Below are 15,927 nucleotides of genomic sequence, written 5' to 3'. Positions count from 1 at the left end.
TGCCACAAAAACAGGGTTTGTCCCTTGGTGAGAATGTGGACTCCCGTCAGCTGCGAGGCCGGCGGGAGTTGCGACTTGTATGGCGGCTCGCCAGCTGGTTGACATCGATGGCGATCACCCTGCTTGGCCTTGCTGTCGTGACCTTCGCCATGACAAGACTCGCGCCCCTCGATCCGGCCCTGCAGCTGGTTGGAGATCATGCCAGCGCGTCCACCTATGCCGCAGCCCGGGTGGAGCTTGGTCTTGACCAGCCTCTGCCGGTCCAGTTCGTGCGTTATCTCCAGGCCGCATTATCGGGCAATCTTGGCCAATCGATTGCTACCGGACAGCCGATCGTCAAGGACATTGCCCGCACCTTCCCGGCAACCATCGAACTTGCAACCGTGGCAATCATCCTCGGTGCATTTTTGGGGGTGTCCCTCGGGATTCTCGCCGCCGTGAAGCCGGGTAGCTGGGTTGACGGGCTGATCCGTCTTGTCGCCCTCATTGGCTATTCCGTTCCCATTTTCTGGCTGGGTTTGCTGATGCTTTTGCTGTTCTACGCAAAACTGCGATGGGCTCCCGGCCCTGGCCGCCTCGATGTGGTTTTCCAGTACACGATCCCATCGAGAACGGGCTTTGCTCTCATCGATACATGGCTTTCCGGCAAGGCTGGAGCTTTTCGCGATGCGATTGCCCATCTTGCATTACCTGCAACAGTTCTCGCCTTTTATTCGCTTGCAGGCATATCGCGACTGACCCGGTCCCTTATCCTGGCAGAAATGGGACAGGAATATGCGCTGACGGCCTCTGCCAAGGGTGCGGCAATCCATCGTGTTATATTCGTTCATATTCTGCCCAATATTGCCGGCGCTCTCATCACTGTTATCGCGCTCTCCTATGCGAGCCTGCTCGAAGGAGCAGTATTAACAGAGACAGTATTCGCCTGGCCCGGTATCGGACGCTACCTGACCGTTGCCATGTTTGCCGGTGACATGCCGGCAATACTGGGAGGGACACTCGTTGTGGGTGCATCTTTCGTCATTCTCAATACACTGACCGATCTTCTGGTGTCCAAATCGAAACCGGGAGATCGTCTATGACATCGAGCATTGCAGCGACGTCCAACGAAACAGGCTTTATCCGCCGATTGCTGAGATCACCGTCAGGCCTGATCGGGGCAAGCGGCGTTCTGCTGATCTTTGCAATTGCCTTGCTGGCCCCGCTGATCGCCCCCTACGATCCTATTCTACAAGAGACCGCCAACCGTCTGGCACCACCCGGAGCGCTGCATTTGTTGGGGACCGACGCTTTCGGGCGGGACATTCTTTCGCGCCTTATCTATGGCGCGCGCCCGACGATGGCGCTCTTGCTCTTCGTCATTCTCATCATGGCGCCCCTCGGCATCACGATTGGTGTGTTTGCCGGCTATTTCGGCGGCTACATCGAATCCATTCTGATGCGCCTTACCGATATCGTCATGTCGTTTCCCCGGCTGCTTCTCGCATTTGCCTTCGTGGCTATTATCGGGCCGGGCTTGATCAACGGCGCACTGGCGCTCGCCCTCACCAGCTGGCCGGCCTATGCCCGGCAAGCGCGCGTGGAGACGACTGCTCTGCGCCGCAGCGATTATCTCGCAGCTGCCGAGATGGTGGGAATTCGCGGCATTCGCCTTTTGTGGGGTCACGTATTACCGCTGGTGCTTCCCTCGGCGATCATCCGGCTCGCCCTCGATATGAGTGGGATGATACTTGCGGCGGCAGGCCTTGGCTTCCTTGGCCTTGGCGTGCGGCCACCAACTGCAGAATGGGGAACCATGGTTGCCGGTGGTACCGAGGTCATTTTTGATCAGTGGTGGGTTGCTGCCGCTCCGGGATTTGCAATCCTCATTGCCAGCCTTGCCTTCAACCTGCTTGCAGATGGATTGCGCGACGTCATGGATCCGCGCAATGACTAGACCTCTTCTGCACGTTGAAGATCTCTCCATTTCCTTTTCCTCACCGGCAGGACGTGTGGAGGTGGTCAAGTCCGTCTCATTTGAAATCAACCGCGAAATCGTTGCCCTCGTCGGAGAATCCGGTTCCGGCAAATCCCTCACCGGCCGCGCCCTCATGGGATTGTTACCGCGGCGCGCTGTATCGGCGGCCTCGATCCTTTCGCTTGAGGGACGCGATCTAAATGCCCTTTCTCCATCAGGGTGGCGAAAGCTGCGCGGCAATGATATCGGCCTTATCCTGCAGGACCCCAAGTTTTCGCTCAATCCCGCGTTGCAAATTGGACGGCAGGTGGAGGAGGCCCTTCTGCTGCACACAAAACTGACTTCTGCCGAGCGGCGGGAACGGGCACTTGATATGATGAACCAAGTCGGCCTGCCCGATCCCGTGCGCCTCTATAAGAATTACCCTGGCGAACTGTCCGGGGGGATGGGCCAGCGTGTGATGATTGCAGCAATGCTGGTCAACAGGCCGAAACTTCTCATCGCGGATGAACCAACGTCCGCGCTCGATCATGACCTTCAGATTCAGGTGCTGTCACTGCTGCGCAATCTGACAGAGAAATTGGGGATGGGACTTCTGCTCATCAGCCACGACCTGAAACAAGTCGCTCGCTATAGCAATCGCGTGCTGGTTATGCGCCACGGCACGATCGTCGATAGACTTGCTGGCAGCGACCTTGAGCAATCGCCCCATCCCTACACCCGAGCGCTGTGGAATGCGCGTCCATCGGCACAAACCTATGGAACGATGCTGCCCGTATTCAACGAGACTGATTTAAGCGCATGAGCACCGTTGTTGTCGAGAATCTGTCCATCGCATTTTCGCGAGCGACCGAAAAATTTAACGCCGTGCATGACGTGACGTTCTCGGTCGAACCGGGCGAAACCTTTGGTCTGATCGGACCATCCGGTTGCGGAAAAACATCCGTTTTGCGAGCAATTGCGGGCCTCAACACGCACTGGACTGGCAACGTAAACATACTGGGCACAGCGCTAGCAGCTGGACGGAAACTCGAAGGCGATTTGCGCCGGAACGTTCAGATGGTGTTTCAGGACCCCTATTCTTCCCTGCATCCAAAGCACCGTATCAACCGGATACTCGGCGAACCGCTGTCTATCAGAGGCGTTGCCAACAGTGATGTGAGGGTGCGCGAGGTGCTGGCGCAGGTTGGACTCCATGCCCAAATCGCCGAACGCTATCCGCATCAGCTTTCAGGGGGACAGCGGCAGCGCATCGCGATTGCACGGGCCCTTCTGCTTGAGCCAAAAGTGCTTCTGTTGGACGAACCAACCTCGGCACTCGATGTCTCGGTGCAAGCGGAAATTCTCAATCTTTTGTCTGAATTGAAGCGCACACTTGGAATGACCTACTTGTTGGTCAGCCATGATCCTGATGTCATCGGCCATATGTGCGACCGCACCGCAAGAATGGCTTCGGGGCGTATCGAAGCATTCACCAATCGATGACCTATCCCCGTCCTCCTTCGCAAGTACGTCGATACTTCCCTTATGTGGGATCAGAGTTTGAGCGACGCACGAACAGCATCAATGCCGAGAGCTCCATCGAACGCCGCTACGTCCTTGAGCCAGAGGTTTAGCCGATCAGGATGTGCTTTGATCCATTGCTTTTCCGTGGCCCGTCCGTGCTGCCCCTCGTCCAGAATCCTTCCCATAAGCTCGTTCTCGATGCGGCTATAGCCGGGTCGGCAGCGCTGCGATGCCTACAAGTGAAATCAGCGTGGCCGAGCTCCTGCCGGCGGCCAGGCTGATCGAGTTTCAAAACATCATTTGGAAACCGTGGAAACGATGTTCGGCCCAAAGGATTCAAGTTTGTAGTTCAATATATTGGCGCGAACGCCGGCAACTTCCGTCTGCTGGAACAGGAGAACGAACGGGCTGGTTGCCAGAACCTTCTTCTGCAGATCCTCATAGGTCTTGGCGCGCTTGGCAGTGTCGCGTTCCAGCAGGGCCGACTTGGTTTCCTTGGTCAGATCCGGCACATCCCAGGCATTGCGCCATGCGAGCGTCTTGTTGGTGCCCGTATCGGCATTGTCCGGATTGCTGGTGAAGGTTTCCGCATTGGAGTTCGGATCCCAGTAATCCGTTCCCCATGGGCCAATGAAAATATCATGCCCCCTCGCCCTGTATTTTGTCAGCGTCTGCTTACCGTCGCCGGGAATGATCTCCAGCTTCACGCCGCCCTGGGCAAAGGTCTGCTGCACGGATTCGGCAATGCCCGTCACCGGCTGGCCGTTGCGCACATCCATCGTCACCGAGAAACCATCCTTCAGGCCGGCCTTGGCCAGAAGTTCCTTGGCCTTCGCCACGTTGAGGGAATAGGGCTTTTCGTCCAGCTCGCCCAGAATGCCCTTCGGCAGGAAGGTCTGGTGGATTTCGCCGATGCCCTTGATCAGCTTTTCGCCGATGGCGTCATAATCGACGAGGTATTTCAGCGCTTCACGCACTTCCGGCTTGGCCAGGTTCGCATTCTTCTGGTTGAGGCTGAAATAATAGATCGTGCCCTTGGCTGCGCTGGTCGTCTTGATGTCGCTGTTCTTGACCACCTGTTCCAGATCGTTGGGCTCCAGATTGCGGGCAACGTCGATATCGCCCTTTTCCAGGAGCAGGCGCTGCGTGGCGCTTTCCTTGACATGGCGGTAGATCACGCGGTTGAGCGGCGCCTTGGTGCCGTGATAATTGTCGTTGCGCTCCAGAACGAGGATTTCGTTGGCGCGCCAGTCGCGGATCTTCATCGGGCCGGAACCGGCATAATTGGTCTTCATCCAGGCATTGCCGTAGTCATTGTCGACCACATGCTGCGAGATCAGCTTCTTGTCGACGACGGATGCAACCGTCGATGTCAGGCAGTTGAGCACGAAGCTCGGGGCATAGGGCTGGTCAACGGTGAAAACGAAGGTGCTCGGATCCGTTGCCTTGGCCTTTGCGGTGACATTGTCCGGCTTCAGGCCGAACTGGGTGAGGATGAAGGCGGGGCTCTTGTCGATCTTGATGGCGCGCTCGAAGGAATAGGCGACGTCTTCAGCCGTCAGCGGATTGCCGGAAGCAAACTTCAGGCCCGGCTTCAGCTTGAACGTATAGGTCAGGCCATCGTCGGAAACCGTCCAGCTCTCGGCAACGTCAGGAATGATCTTCGAGGCATTTTCCGGTGACGGTCTGACGAGCCGGTCATAGGCATTTCCACTGATCTCGCCGCTCGTCAATTCAAACGCTTCCGCAGGATCGAGGGTGACCAATTCGTCAAGCGCCCACGCTTCCACCAGTGTGTCCGCGGGTGTCTCCGCATAGGCTGGTAACCCAGTGGCAAGAAGAACAGACAAGCCGATGCTTGCGGGCATCCCAATTCTGCATGATCTGGAGGAGGCTACAAAATATGCCATGGGACGGTGATCCTTTTTTGGCCAAGCCTCCACAACTCCGGTTTCTACATTCAAGTAGAATCTGGACAATTGCCGTTTTCGGCCGGCGGTGATTACAAATTCTTCCTAAAACTTCCGGGATTCACGGGCTGACCCCAGGCGGCAAGACCGATATCAAAACAGGCCGGTGGGACTCCAATCAGCCGTCGCATATGTCATGTTGATATCCTCCAAGCTTCTCCGCATCACAGGATGGGAACTGCCAAAATTCCGACCAGTCGCACCATTTAGCCGTATGTGGTCACAATACCCGCTACGGTTTTTCTGTATAAACACGCCGTTCCATTTTTGAGCTCCAGGGAAAAATGCATTTCCCCGGTTGAGTGTGTTTCGAAACAAAACAACCCGGAGTTTTAACGGCCTGACATCAACTGAAATTTGAGCTTCAATATGCCTTTGGCTTGATTTGCAACCAGGGCTCGAAGCTCAGGCGAAATTGCGCCCCTTGCCGGAAAACTGAAACGCAGTCCCGGATTGACCGCTACCAGTCATGGTCAAGACATGGGACAACGTGCAAATCGGTAGGTGATGGGTTTCCACAAACCACGATATGGGCACCGGGGTTTAGGCCGAGCTTCGGCTATGGCCGCGAGCCGTCCGTTTTGAGACATCCCCGTTAGCTGGGCCAAAAAGCGAGACCTTAGAAAACTCTTTGGACAAATTTGAAAGTTGTGAGAAATTGATCAGTTGTACGCGAGGCAGAACATAAGCCCTTTTGGCTGGCATATATTAGTAAGCCGTGTTTCCCTCTCACGTTGACCAAAAACCTGGATTCTGCGCAAGGACCAGTGAGCTCGATAGCCGTGGTGACCATGGACCAACAGCGGCCATATCTGCCGGCAACCGAAGCGATCGGGATGCTTCAATAGGCAAATGCCACTGGTAATTGCGTCATGGCCATCAGCCGGCGAGAGCCAAACTTCCGTGACGGCCAATGTCCCTCTCAATCTCGCAGACCAAGTTGTCTAGCGCCGGGTTCCTCGATTTCCTTGCTCGGCGGACGACATACGCCAAGGCTGGCGGCCGAGGCAGTCGTTCAACGACAACGTGCATCTCGCCACGGATATGGCGGTCGCTCAGGAGCGCCACGCCCATGGCCGCGTTGACGGCCGAAACGATGCCGGCGGCGCTCGAGCACTCGAAGATGGTCTCGAGAACAGCATCATCCTGGCCGATGTCCAGGGCCCACTGACGGTAGAAACACTCGTCGTCAAACGACAGAAACGGAATCGGGCTGTCCCGCGGTAGCGCCAAATCCGGATGCTTCACCCAGTGAAGGTCTTCACGAAAGAGGACAATGTCGGTCGGTCGCACCTCGTGGCTGAAGACCTGAACGATTGCGGCATCCAGCTCGCCACGTTCGAGCATGGCGCGCAGAACCAGACTCATACGGACCTTGGTACGGACCGAAACGTTCGGATGCACACGCCGAAATCGCCCCAGAATTCGGGCGAGGTCGGTACACGCCGTGTCTTCGGTGAGTCCGAGGGCAAGCCTACCCGCGAGCGTGGTCTTCGAAAGGCTGAGCAGAGCCTCGTCATGCAGACCGAGGATACGTCCGGCGTAGTCGAGCAAGTCTTCTCCCGTAGCGGTAAACATCGGACCGCCCGCTTTCCGACCGAGCAGCTCACAGTCTAGGCTGACTTCAAGCCTCTTTATCTTATGGCTCACAGCCGACTGTGAGAGGCCTAAAGCGACGGCCGCTCTGGTAATGCCGCCATATTGGCGAATTGCCGAAAGCGCCCGCAAAGCGTCGATCTCGAGGCGGCGACTGTTGAGTTCATTCATGGCCATTTCCGTTTCGTTCTTTTCAGAGAGAAACTTATCACGAACAATGCCGGTCATGACACTGATTCGTGAATTGTCATGTCATCATCGAAATTTGTCATGTGCGCGTATTGTGCGATCCGCATATCAGTGGATCGTATTCCTCGCATCAGAGCGCTTAATGACCGACATTTCTCTTCCTTCCGTCACTGCGAGCCGCCATCCTCTGCTATGGCCACTGCTCGCCTCTCTCCTGATCATCGGATGGAGTTCAGGCTTCGTGGGCATTCGGTATGCCAACGAGGAGGCGAGCGTCATGCTTCTGCTGTTCTGGCGGACATTGCTTTCGGGACTGATCCTTCTGCCCTTCGCGTTGGCGATCGGGCCGAGCATATCCATGCGTGCGGTCAGAGATCAGGCCCTGTTCGGCATCATGGCCGTGTTCCTGTATCTGGGAGGCTTCGCGCTGGCTATCGAGCAAAAAGTGCCCACGGGGCTGGTCGCGCTCATCGCCGACCTTCTTCCGCTGGCGATCGCCGTCCTTTCCCAACCCGTCCTTGGCGAACGGCTGACCGCACGCCAATGGCTGGGCACTTTAACTGCCGTCATCGGTGTTTTGGTCGTGTCCGTCGACAGTCTCAGCTTCGGTACGGCCCCGGTGTGGGCATACGGACTGACGGTGGGTTCCATGCTGATATTCGCTGTCGCCTCGGTCCTGCACAGGAAACGCAAGACGCAGCATATGCCTGTCCATCAGAGCCTTTGCATCCAAACACTGATGGGTTCGGTTCTCTTCGGCCTGTGCGCGTTGACGCAGGGCAGCCTTACTCCACCAATGACCCGTGATTTTGCGGTCGGGATGATCTGGCTGGTCCTGATCGCGACGTTCCTCGCATACGCCGTCTACTATACCAGTCTGCGGCTATTCCCCGTGGCCAAGGTGAGCGCAGCAATCTATCTCAGCCCGCCCGTGACGATGCTATGGGCATGGATTCTATTCTCAGAACCTCTGACAGTCGCGATGTTCGCGGGGCTAGTGGTGACACTGGTGGGTGTGTGGATGACATCGCGCGGTTGAGCAACAAGCTGGGGCGGCCGGTATTTGGAGTTGTGCCGGCCGTGGTGCGTCAAGTCCGCCGAATGGCGGACCAATCCGGCGTCCAGCCGTGACGAGAAGCCATCGGCTTTGGCCGGTGGAGCATTTACTTTTCTAAAATCACACCGGTCAGGCATTCATTCAGATCCCGAAAATCGTTAACTGTCCACGCATGCGAAGGCAGCTTTACACCATTTTCTCGCAGGGTTTTGGGAATTAGATCTCCGTTTGGACGAAGTGTTACTGATGACACAATGACTCCTGGATAATCGAGCAGACGTTTCTTGAATGCTGTTCTCGTCAGGTCAGGTGTTGGGGGATCACTTTTATTCGCCAATGGTCCTGAACCTTTGGCATCGGTTCCGTGACACATTGTGCATCTTTCAGAAAAGAGCTTTTCCATTACCACTATCAGCAAAAGCGGATAATGATCCACAAAGCACGATAGAAAATGCAATGCTGGAAACTATTTTGAGTTTTATGAAGTTAGCTGGCGTGATGACGAACATAATTGAGTGTCCTGTTGCGACGCGCGCTAAACCGGGCCGAGAATACCTTGCCCATTCTTCGTTAAGGCTTAAGTAGCCTCTATGCTGGAGTGAGATAAATACCACAGCATCCCAAGGGCTGAGTCCTTACGATTGATCTTAATTTGGCCGTTTCTCCATTGCCCAAAGATGGCACCAATGGCTATTTCAGGGCAATGACAACTTTACCCTTGGCTCGGCCCGTCTCGACATAAGCCAGTGCCTCGTTCGCCTTCTCGAACCGGAACACCCTATCCACTACCGGCTTTATAACCCCTGCTTCTATCAAGGCAGTAATCTTGCCGAGCTGTCCGCCATTTGCCGTCATGAACAGAAAGGAATAGCTGACTTGATGGCGTTTCGATTTCCTTCGAATCCCAAAGCTCAGCAGGCGCATGACCTGCTGGAGCAACCAGCCTGAACCGTTCTGCTTGGCGAAGGCCGGATCAGGCGGACCGGAGATTGATATAAGCTTTCCGCCGGGCTTTAGCGCGCGGAGTGATTTTTCCAGCGTGTCCGTGCCAAGACTGTTGAGTACGACATCATAATCCTTCAGGACTTCCTCGAAATTCTGTGTCTTGTAGTCGATCACAACGTCTGCTCCGAGACTTTTGACGAGATCGACATTAGAAGTGCTCGTGGTCGTTGCGACCACCGCCCCGAGATATTTGGCAAGCTGGATTGCAATTGTGCCGACGCCGCCGGAACCTGCATGGATCAGAACTTTCTGTCCCTTTTGCAAGTTGGCCCGCTCGACAAGCACCTGCCATGCTGTCAGAGCGACAAGTGGGATCGAGGCGGCCTCCTCCATTGTCAGGTTTTTCGGCTTCATGGCCACGTCGGCCTCATTCATTGCGATGAACTGCGCGAACGCACCGATGCGGTCTTTGTCCGGACGTGCATAGACCTCATCGCCCGGTTTGAAACGGCTGACCTTTGACCCTACCCGAACCACAATGCCTGCCACATCGTTGCCAAGGATCAGGGGCAGCCGGTACGGCAGGATAAGCTTGAATTCGCCATCCCTGATCTTGGCATCGAGAACGTTGACGCTGGCAGCGTGAATCTGGACCATGACGTCAGTCTCCCGCAGCTCCGGCTCAGAAGTTTCGCCGAACCGCAAAGCAGCGCCTTTTGCATATCGATCGACCAGAAAAGCTTTCATGAGAATTGCCATTGTCTGTGAGTTAGCGATCCGCCGGAAAACACAACCCAGCGGTAAGTGTTTAGGCAGGAAGCTTATTGTATTTGCGAAGGTTTTTATCGACGAATGACTCGGGCAGGAAGCGGCGCAGAAAGTGAACTTGTCCTGCCACTTTTCCTACGGTGTAGCGCCTCTTGGGTGAAAATGCGTTTGCCGCCGTCACGACCACATCGGCGACCATCTCTGGCGTGTCCCCTGCTTCCACAATTTCACGCATCAGTCTTTCTGCGTCGGCACGAACGGTATCATACAAAGGCATCGGCTGATCTGCTCTGGTGAGGTTTTCCTCAAAAGAGGTACGAGTAGCGCCGGGCTCAACGAGAACGACGCGAATGCCTTGCGTGCGGATCTCGTGATCCAAGGATTCGGAATAGCCCTCGATTGCATGCTTTGTGGATGCATAGAGCGCGTTGTAGGGTGCAGGGATCAACCCGAGAATGGAGCTCATGTTGATAATTCTGCCTTTTCGCTGACGTCGCATGATCGGCAGGACCGTATTCGTTACCCGCAGGACGCCGAACACGTTTACGTCAAACAGAGCCCTGGCTTGCACTGCTGAGGATTCTTCAGCGCCGCCAAGCAGCCCAATCCCGGCATTGTTGACGAGAAGGTCGATCCGTCCAGTAAGACGTACGACCTCGTCGACCGCTTTCGCTACGGATTCTTCATCCGTGACATCGCAGACCAGCATTGTAATGCCCTGAACGTCAGCAACCTGCTTGCGGCTCGTTCCGAACACCCGGTAACCATCACGTTGCAGTGCTCGTGCGGTTGCCAGCCCTATACCAGAAGACGCGCCTGTGATCAGGGCAACGCCATGTTGTGTCTTGCTCATTTCATTGTCTCTCTTTTGGTCTGGATTATTGCCTGAGGATCATATACTATCGTTTCGATACTAAGTCACTATCAAAAAGATACCGACATGAAGAATCTTTCAGACCAGCCGTGTCTCATTGCCCGCAGCCTCGCACTTGTAGGCGATGCGTGGAGCATGCTCATCATGCGCGATGCCCATGCGGGGCTGACCCGCTTTGATGATTTTCGCAAGAGTCTGGGCATTGCGCCAACGATCCTGACCCGACGTCTGGCAGCCCTGACAGAAGACGGCTTGCTGGAGAAACGCCGCTACTCGGAGCGGCCGCCACGGGACGAGTACGTGCTGACGGTGGCGGGCCACGACTTTCTGCCGGTGTTATTTACAATCGGCGCATGGGGGCGCAAGCATCGGGCCGACGGAGCTGAAGTGACTCGGTTTTTTGACGCTGAATCCGGGACCGAAATCGACCCCGTAACCATCGACCGGGCGACCGGCGCGGAGATCGGCACCCGTCCCATTCGCATCGCTGAGCCTGAATGAGACTTTAAAGCGCGAATGTTTGCATTCCTGATCGACTTTATTGGCAGTGACCGCGGGACGGTTTATCAGCTCTCAACATAGCGCATACGGCCTGTTGATTTCTGCATCAAATTGACCCTCATTGCCACAGCGCGCTGACCCGACTTCTGCAGATAGAGGAGCATGCCGAATTACGGCTTTCACAACGAACTACTTTCCGATTTCCTCATCGACTGAGCGGCATGACAATTCGGACGCCAGCTTTGCTGCGCCTGCAATCCATCTTTCATAGAGAAGCATTCTATCTATTCTGCAGCCCTTGGCGTGTTCACTTCCAGTGCGCCTGCCGACACAGCAGGCCTGGGCACCTCATCCGGGGTCGGCTTGATGCGGAACCATGCGGCGTAGAGAGCGGGCAGAAAGAGGAGGATCAGCACCGTACCGGCTGCTGTACCGCCAATCAGCGTGTAGGCCATCGAGCCCCAGAACACCGAATGGGTGAGCGGAATGAAAGCCAGAACAGCGGCGAGCGCAGTCAGGATCACCGGGCGCGTCCGCTGAACCGTAGCCTCGATGACAGCATGATAATCATCAAGGCCCGCAGCCTGGTTTTCCTTGATCTGCTCGGTCAGGATCAAGGTGTTGCGCATCAGGATGCCAGCCAGTCCAATCAATCCGATGATCGCGTTGAAACCAAAGGGCTGGTTGAAAGCGATCAGCATCGGAACCACGCCAGCAAGGCCGAGCGGTGCCGTCAACATGACCATGCTCATTGTCGAAAGGCTCCGAACCTGCAGGATGATGACGATTAGCATGGCGGCGATCATGACCGGAAAGATTTTCACGAGCGCAACGTTGGCCTTGAGAGATTCCTCGATATTTCCACCCATTTCGATGCGATATCCGATCGGAAGCGAGGAGATCAGCGGCTGCAGCGCCGTCATGACCTGCTGCGAGACCTCCGGGGGCTGCGTCGCCTCATTGATGTCCGAGCGGATCGTGATGATTGACGTTCGATCGCGACGTTTGAGGATCGGCTCTTCAAATTGAATTTCGGAATGTCCGATCTGGTCGAGGGGAACCTGGCGGCCGTCCCGGCTCATCAGCGAAAAATCGGCCAACCGTGCCGGATCCAAACGGTTTTCGCCGGCACTGCGGGCAATGACAGGCACGTTGCGGATGTTCTCGCGGACCTGCGTAACGGGAATACCCGTCAGCAGCAGCTGCGTCTGCTGGGCTGCCTCTGCGGGCGAAAGGCCAATCAGATTAAGCCGCTCCTGGTCGGGGATATAGCGAAGAACAGGCGTGCGATTACCCCAATCACGGTTTGCCTGCCTGACATCCGGAACGCCCTTCATGATGTCGAGTGCTTTCTCCGAAATCTGGTACAGTTGCTTCGGATCAGGCCCCATAATACGGAACTCGACGGGAAATGGTGTGTATGGACCGAATACGAGCTGCGTGACGCGCACAAAGGCCTCCGGGGCGAGCCCTGCCGCTACTGCTTCCCTGAGCCGGTGCTTCAACGTCTCACGCGCCTCCGCGTCAGGGGTAAGCACGACCATCTTGGCAAATGCGGGATCGGGCAGCTCGGGTGCCATTGCGAAGAAGAAGCGCGGAGCTCCCTGCCCGATGTAACTCGTGACGATCTTCGCCTCGGGCTGGTCCTTCAGCCATTGTTCGAGCTTTTCGACGGAGGCGGTCGTCGTTTCGATGCTTGTGCCCTCCGGCAGGCGGACCTCGATGAGGACTTCGGGTCGATCCGACGTTGGGAAGAATTGCTGTTTCACTACCCCCATTCCGACGACGGAGAGAGCCATGATGATGCCGACGACGGTGCATGTCAGGAACTTATGGCGCACGGCATATGTGATAAGTTTCCGTAGTCGCCGGTAATTTGGAGTATTGTAGATCGCGTGGTGCCCTCCCTTCACCGGCTTGATCGCTGGCAGCATCTTGACGCCGAGGTAAGGGGTGAAGATCACGGCGACGATCCAGGAAACAATCAGCGCGAAGCCCACGACCCAGAAGATATTGCCGGCATATTCGCCGGCTGCTGATCTGGCAAAGCCAACCGGCATCAATCCGATGATTGTCACGAGTGTTCCGGACAACATAGGTGCTGCGGTATGGCTCCAGGCATAGGCGGCTGCCTTGATGCGATCCATGCCCTCTTCCATTTTCACCACCATCACCTCGATGGCGATTATGGCATCATCAACCAGAAGTCCGAGCGCCAGGATGAGCGCACCGAGCGTGATACGGTCGAAAAACCTGCCGGTTTCCAGCATGATGAGGAACACGACGGCAAGCGTCAGCGGAACAGCGAGCGCCACTACTATGCCGACACGCCAGCCGAGACTGACCAGGCTCACGAACAACACCACGCCAAGCGCCATCGCGAATTTCAGCATGAACTCGCCGACCGCCTCATCAATGTTCACCGCCTGATCGCTCACCTTGGCGAGCGTCATTCCGAGGGGTAGTGTCTGTGCGATCGCCGTCGATCTTTCTTCCAGAGCCTTGCCGAGATCCAATCCATTCCAGCCCTGCTGCATCACCGCTCCAAGCATGATGGTGGGCTCACCGTCGTGGCGGATGACATAGGTCGCCGGATCTTCATATCCACGCCGAACATCGGCGATGTCGGAGAGCTTCAACGTGCGTCCGGCAGCAACAATCGGTGTGTCGGCGATTGCCTGGCCACTGTTATATGCACCGTCAAACCTGATGAAGACCTGCGGGCCCCGCGTATCGATCGATCCTGCCGGTGTGACGGTGTTTTGCCGCTGCAAAGCGGCAGCGATGTCTTGCACGGAGATTCCGAGAGTAGCGAGTTTATCATAGGAGAACTCGACAAAGATCTGTTCAGTCCGCTCTCCGAGAATATTGATCTTCTTGACGCCTGGCACATGCAGCAGGTCCTGTCGGACCAATTCCGCCTGTCGTGCGAGCTCCCGCATGGGCATTCCCTTTGCCTTCAAGGCATAAAGAGCGAAGCTCACGTCAGAGTACTCGTCATTGACAAAAGGCCCGAACACACCTTGCGGCAAGCTTCGAGCTTCGTCTCCAAGCTTCTTGCGAGCCTGATAAAACTCTCCCTCGACCGCACCGGGTGGTGTGCTGTCCTTCAGTGTGACTGTCAAGAAGGCAAAGCCCGGGCGCGTTGTTGTCTCGACCCGGTCATACCAGGTCAATTCCTGAATCCGCTTCTCGAGTGGTTCGGCGACCAGATCTTGCATCTCGCGCGCCGTCGCGCCCGGCCATGCAGCGGTGACCGTCAGGGTCTTAATGGTAAAGGATGGGTCCTCTGCGCGCCCGAGCTTGGCAAAAGCGTAGACACCTGCCGCGGCCAAAAGCACGATGAAGAACAGGGTAACGGCTCGCTCGCGAACCGCGAGCGCGGAAAGATTGAAGCTCATCAGTTTACTGCCTCTGCCTGAACCGCGGTCTTGACGGCGACGCCTTCCTTGAGGAGATGCGCGCCGAGCGCCACGACCTCCTGTCCAAGTTCGATACCTGTGACAATCGCGGTTTCCCCGCCGAGCTGTTTGATCTGGACGGGAGCAAAGCGCACGGTCGAAGAGCCCCGATCAAAAACCCAGACCCCTGCGCGATTGCCGTCATCCAGCACGGCACCGATCGGCACCAAGACTTCTGATTGCCTTTCGGTGTTGGAGATTCTGATCGTTACCGTCGAGCCGAGTGGTGCCGAAGCGGCATTTCCTTCGAGCACGTAGCGCGCCTCATAGGTACGGGTCTGGGCATCGGCGGCATCGGAAATTTGCCGGAGGCGCGCAGTCCCGCCCCGCTCGGTGCCACCATATATGCCGGCTTCGGCTTCTGACCCGATCACGGGACGTATCGTTTCGGGAAGAGCGACCACCGCCTCACGCGGCCCGGCATGCGCCAGTTGAACCACAGTCTGTCCGGCAGCGACGACCTGTCCGGGTTCTCCGAGAGCCGCAACCACCGTTCCGTCTGCGCCAGCCACCAGAGTGGAATAAGTCGCTTCGTTCTCGGCAACATTCGCTTCCGCCTCGGCCGCGGCAAGCTGTGCTTCGGCCGTATCCAGCACGGCCTTGGCCTGCTCGTAACGCTGCGGGGTCGCCGCGACCCTGTCCCTGACAAGGGACGCGTAGCGCTTCTCGTCCGCGCTCGCCTGAACAAAGACCGCCCGCGCGGCGACAACCGCATTGCGTTTCGCGGTCAAGGCGAGACGCAAATCCGTGTCATCGATGCGCATCAAGGGTTGACCAACCTTGACCTGCTGGCCAACATCCACAAGACGTTCGACAATCTTGCCGGGAACGCGAAAACCAAGATTGCTCTGCACCCGCGCTGCAATCGTGCCTGTGAAAGACCTCACAGCGCCGGCCACGCGCGCAGTTTCGACAATTTTGACAAGTTGCGGCGCGACGCGGGGATCGGTTGCAGCTGATGCGTCCCGATTCGGCCACTGTGAAAAAAGAACAGCCGCTGTGATGGCGACCGCCGGCAACACAAGTGCGCCAATGAGAAGAAGCCGTTTGTGCCTCATGCTTGTGATCCTCGCAAGATTGCGCGTTACGACGCGCTTTAGATT

At 56.6% G+C, this 15,927-nt stretch carries 12 protein-coding genes and 1 pseudogene; 6 read left to right on the top strand and 7 right to left on the bottom strand.

The window, feature by feature from the left end:
* Positions 1-107 precede the first annotated feature (107 nt).
* Genes ACZ5FP_RS26925 through ACZ5FP_RS26910 form a run of 4 tightly spaced genes read left to right on the top strand, consistent with a single transcriptional unit; the run spans position 108 to position 3,442 of the window.
* The gene (locus tag ACZ5FP_RS26925) at positions 108-1,082 is read left to right on the top strand and encodes an ABC transporter permease (protein WP_464665039.1); all 975 of its coding nucleotides are present in this window, start codon (positions 108-110) and stop codon (positions 1,080-1,082) included.
* Positions 1,079-1,936, top strand: coding sequence for an ABC transporter permease (locus ACZ5FP_RS26920; RefSeq protein WP_464665038.1), 858 nt, complete (start codon positions 1,079-1,081; stop codon positions 1,934-1,936). The genes ACZ5FP_RS26925 and ACZ5FP_RS26920 overlap by 4 nt, the downstream gene beginning before the upstream one ends.
* Entirely contained in the window at positions 1,929-2,762 is an 834-nt protein-coding gene (locus ACZ5FP_RS26915) for an ABC transporter ATP-binding protein (RefSeq protein WP_464665036.1), read from the top strand. Before ACZ5FP_RS26920 ends, ACZ5FP_RS26915 begins: the two co-directional genes overlap by 8 nt.
* Entirely contained in the window at positions 2,759-3,442 is a 684-nt protein-coding gene (locus tag ACZ5FP_RS26910; RefSeq protein WP_464665035.1) for an ABC transporter ATP-binding protein, read from the top strand. The genes ACZ5FP_RS26915 and ACZ5FP_RS26910 overlap by 4 nt, the downstream gene beginning before the upstream one ends.
* A 317-nt stretch (positions 3,443-3,759) precedes the next feature.
* Here ACZ5FP_RS26910 and ACZ5FP_RS26905 read toward each other — a convergent pair whose 3' ends face one another.
* Positions 3,760-5,331: an ABC transporter substrate-binding protein gene (locus ACZ5FP_RS26905; protein WP_464665033.1), complete on the bottom strand. Its 1,572-nt coding sequence runs from the start codon at positions 5,329-5,331 to the stop codon at positions 3,760-3,762.
* A 981-nt stretch (positions 5,332-6,312) separates the two neighbouring features.
* The gene (locus ACZ5FP_RS26900) at positions 6,313-7,200 is read right to left on the bottom strand and encodes a LysR family transcriptional regulator (protein ID WP_464665426.1); all 888 of its coding nucleotides are present in this window, start codon (positions 7,198-7,200) and stop codon (positions 6,313-6,315) included.
* Positions 7,201-7,360: 160 nt separating this feature from the next.
* Between ACZ5FP_RS26900 and ACZ5FP_RS26895 the strand changes: the two genes are divergently transcribed.
* Positions 7,361-8,257 carry a DMT family transporter gene (locus ACZ5FP_RS26895; RefSeq protein ID WP_464665032.1) on the top strand — a complete coding sequence of 299 codons (897 nt, stop codon included), beginning with the start codon at positions 7,361-7,363 and terminating at the stop codon, positions 8,255-8,257.
* Positions 8,258-8,381: 124 nt separating this feature from the next.
* On the opposite strand, the pseudogene ACZ5FP_RS26890 reads toward ACZ5FP_RS26895, so the two are convergent.
* The 3 genes and pseudogenes from ACZ5FP_RS26890 to ACZ5FP_RS26880 all read right to left on the bottom strand — a co-directional run bounded on the left by ACZ5FP_RS26890 (position 8,382) and on the right by ACZ5FP_RS26880 (position 10,841).
* Positions 8,382-8,784: pseudogene (locus ACZ5FP_RS26890) on the bottom strand (c-type cytochrome).
* 181 nt (positions 8,785-8,965) lie between these two features.
* Positions 8,966-9,967 carry an NADP-dependent oxidoreductase gene (locus tag ACZ5FP_RS26885; protein ID WP_464665030.1) on the bottom strand — a complete coding sequence of 334 codons (1,002 nt, stop codon included), beginning with the start codon at positions 9,965-9,967 and terminating at the stop codon, positions 8,966-8,968.
* A 61-nt stretch (positions 9,968-10,028) separates the two neighbouring features.
* Entirely contained in the window at positions 10,029-10,841 is an 813-nt protein-coding gene (locus tag ACZ5FP_RS26880; protein WP_464665029.1) for an oxidoreductase, read from the bottom strand.
* Positions 10,842-10,928: 87 nt separating this feature from the next.
* Here ACZ5FP_RS26880 and ACZ5FP_RS26875 point away from each other — a divergent pair, with 87 nt between their 5' ends.
* A complete protein-coding gene (locus ACZ5FP_RS26875) occupies positions 10,929-11,363 on the top strand; it encodes a winged helix-turn-helix transcriptional regulator (protein WP_464665027.1) in 435 nt (144 codons plus the stop codon).
* A gap of 284 nt (positions 11,364-11,647) precedes the next feature.
* Here the strand turns inward: ACZ5FP_RS26875 and ACZ5FP_RS26870 are convergent, their stop codons facing one another.
* Entirely contained in the window at positions 11,648-14,764 is a 3,117-nt protein-coding gene (locus ACZ5FP_RS26870; protein WP_464665025.1) for an efflux RND transporter permease subunit, read from the bottom strand.
* A complete protein-coding gene (locus tag ACZ5FP_RS26865; protein ID WP_464665024.1) occupies positions 14,764-15,882 on the bottom strand; it encodes an efflux RND transporter periplasmic adaptor subunit in 1,119 nt (372 codons plus the stop codon). The genes ACZ5FP_RS26870 and ACZ5FP_RS26865 overlap by 1 nt, the downstream gene beginning before the upstream one ends.
* Positions 15,883-15,927 lie beyond the last annotated feature (45 nt).

Source organism: Phyllobacterium sp. T2-21 (genome assembly GCF_055378485.1).
The sequence above is the reverse complement of the archived record's forward strand: the minus strand, read 5'-3'. Positions and strand labels throughout refer to the sequence as shown.

Excerpts from the sequence above, each read along its gene's own strand:
- ACZ5FP_RS26865 (WP_464665024.1), bottom strand. The coding sequence starts at position 15,882 with ATGAGGCACAAACGGCTTCTTCTCATTGGCGCACTTGTGTTGCCGGCG.
- ACZ5FP_RS26885 (WP_464665030.1), bottom strand. The coding sequence starts at position 9,967 with ATGAAAGCTTTTCTGGTCGATCGATATGCAAAAGGCGCTGCTTTGCGG.
- ACZ5FP_RS26900 (WP_464665426.1), bottom strand. The coding sequence starts at position 7,200 with ATGAATGAACTCAACAGTCGCCGCCTCGAGATCGACGCTTTGCGGGCG.
- ACZ5FP_RS26925 (WP_464665039.1), top strand. The coding sequence starts at position 108 with ATGGCGATCACCCTGCTTGGCCTTGCTGTCGTGACCTTCGCCATGACA.
- ACZ5FP_RS26870 (WP_464665025.1), bottom strand. The coding sequence starts at position 14,764 with ATGAGCTTCAATCTTTCCGCGCTCGCGGTTCGCGAGCGAGCCGTTACC.
- ACZ5FP_RS26920 (WP_464665038.1), top strand. The coding sequence starts at position 1,079 with ATGACATCGAGCATTGCAGCGACGTCCAACGAAACAGGCTTTATCCGC.
- ACZ5FP_RS26875 (WP_464665027.1), top strand. The coding sequence starts at position 10,929 with ATGAAGAATCTTTCAGACCAGCCGTGTCTCATTGCCCGCAGCCTCGCA.
- ACZ5FP_RS26905 (WP_464665033.1), bottom strand. The coding sequence starts at position 5,331 with ATGCCCGCAAGCATCGGCTTGTCTGTTCTTCTTGCCACTGGGTTACCA.
- ACZ5FP_RS26910 (WP_464665035.1), top strand. The coding sequence starts at position 2,759 with ATGAGCACCGTTGTTGTCGAGAATCTGTCCATCGCATTTTCGCGAGCG.
- ACZ5FP_RS26915 (WP_464665036.1), top strand. The coding sequence starts at position 1,929 with ATGACTAGACCTCTTCTGCACGTTGAAGATCTCTCCATTTCCTTTTCC.
- ACZ5FP_RS26880 (WP_464665029.1), bottom strand. The coding sequence starts at position 10,841 with ATGAGCAAGACACAACATGGCGTTGCCCTGATCACAGGCGCGTCTTCT.
- ACZ5FP_RS26895 (WP_464665032.1), top strand. The coding sequence starts at position 7,361 with ATGACCGACATTTCTCTTCCTTCCGTCACTGCGAGCCGCCATCCTCTG.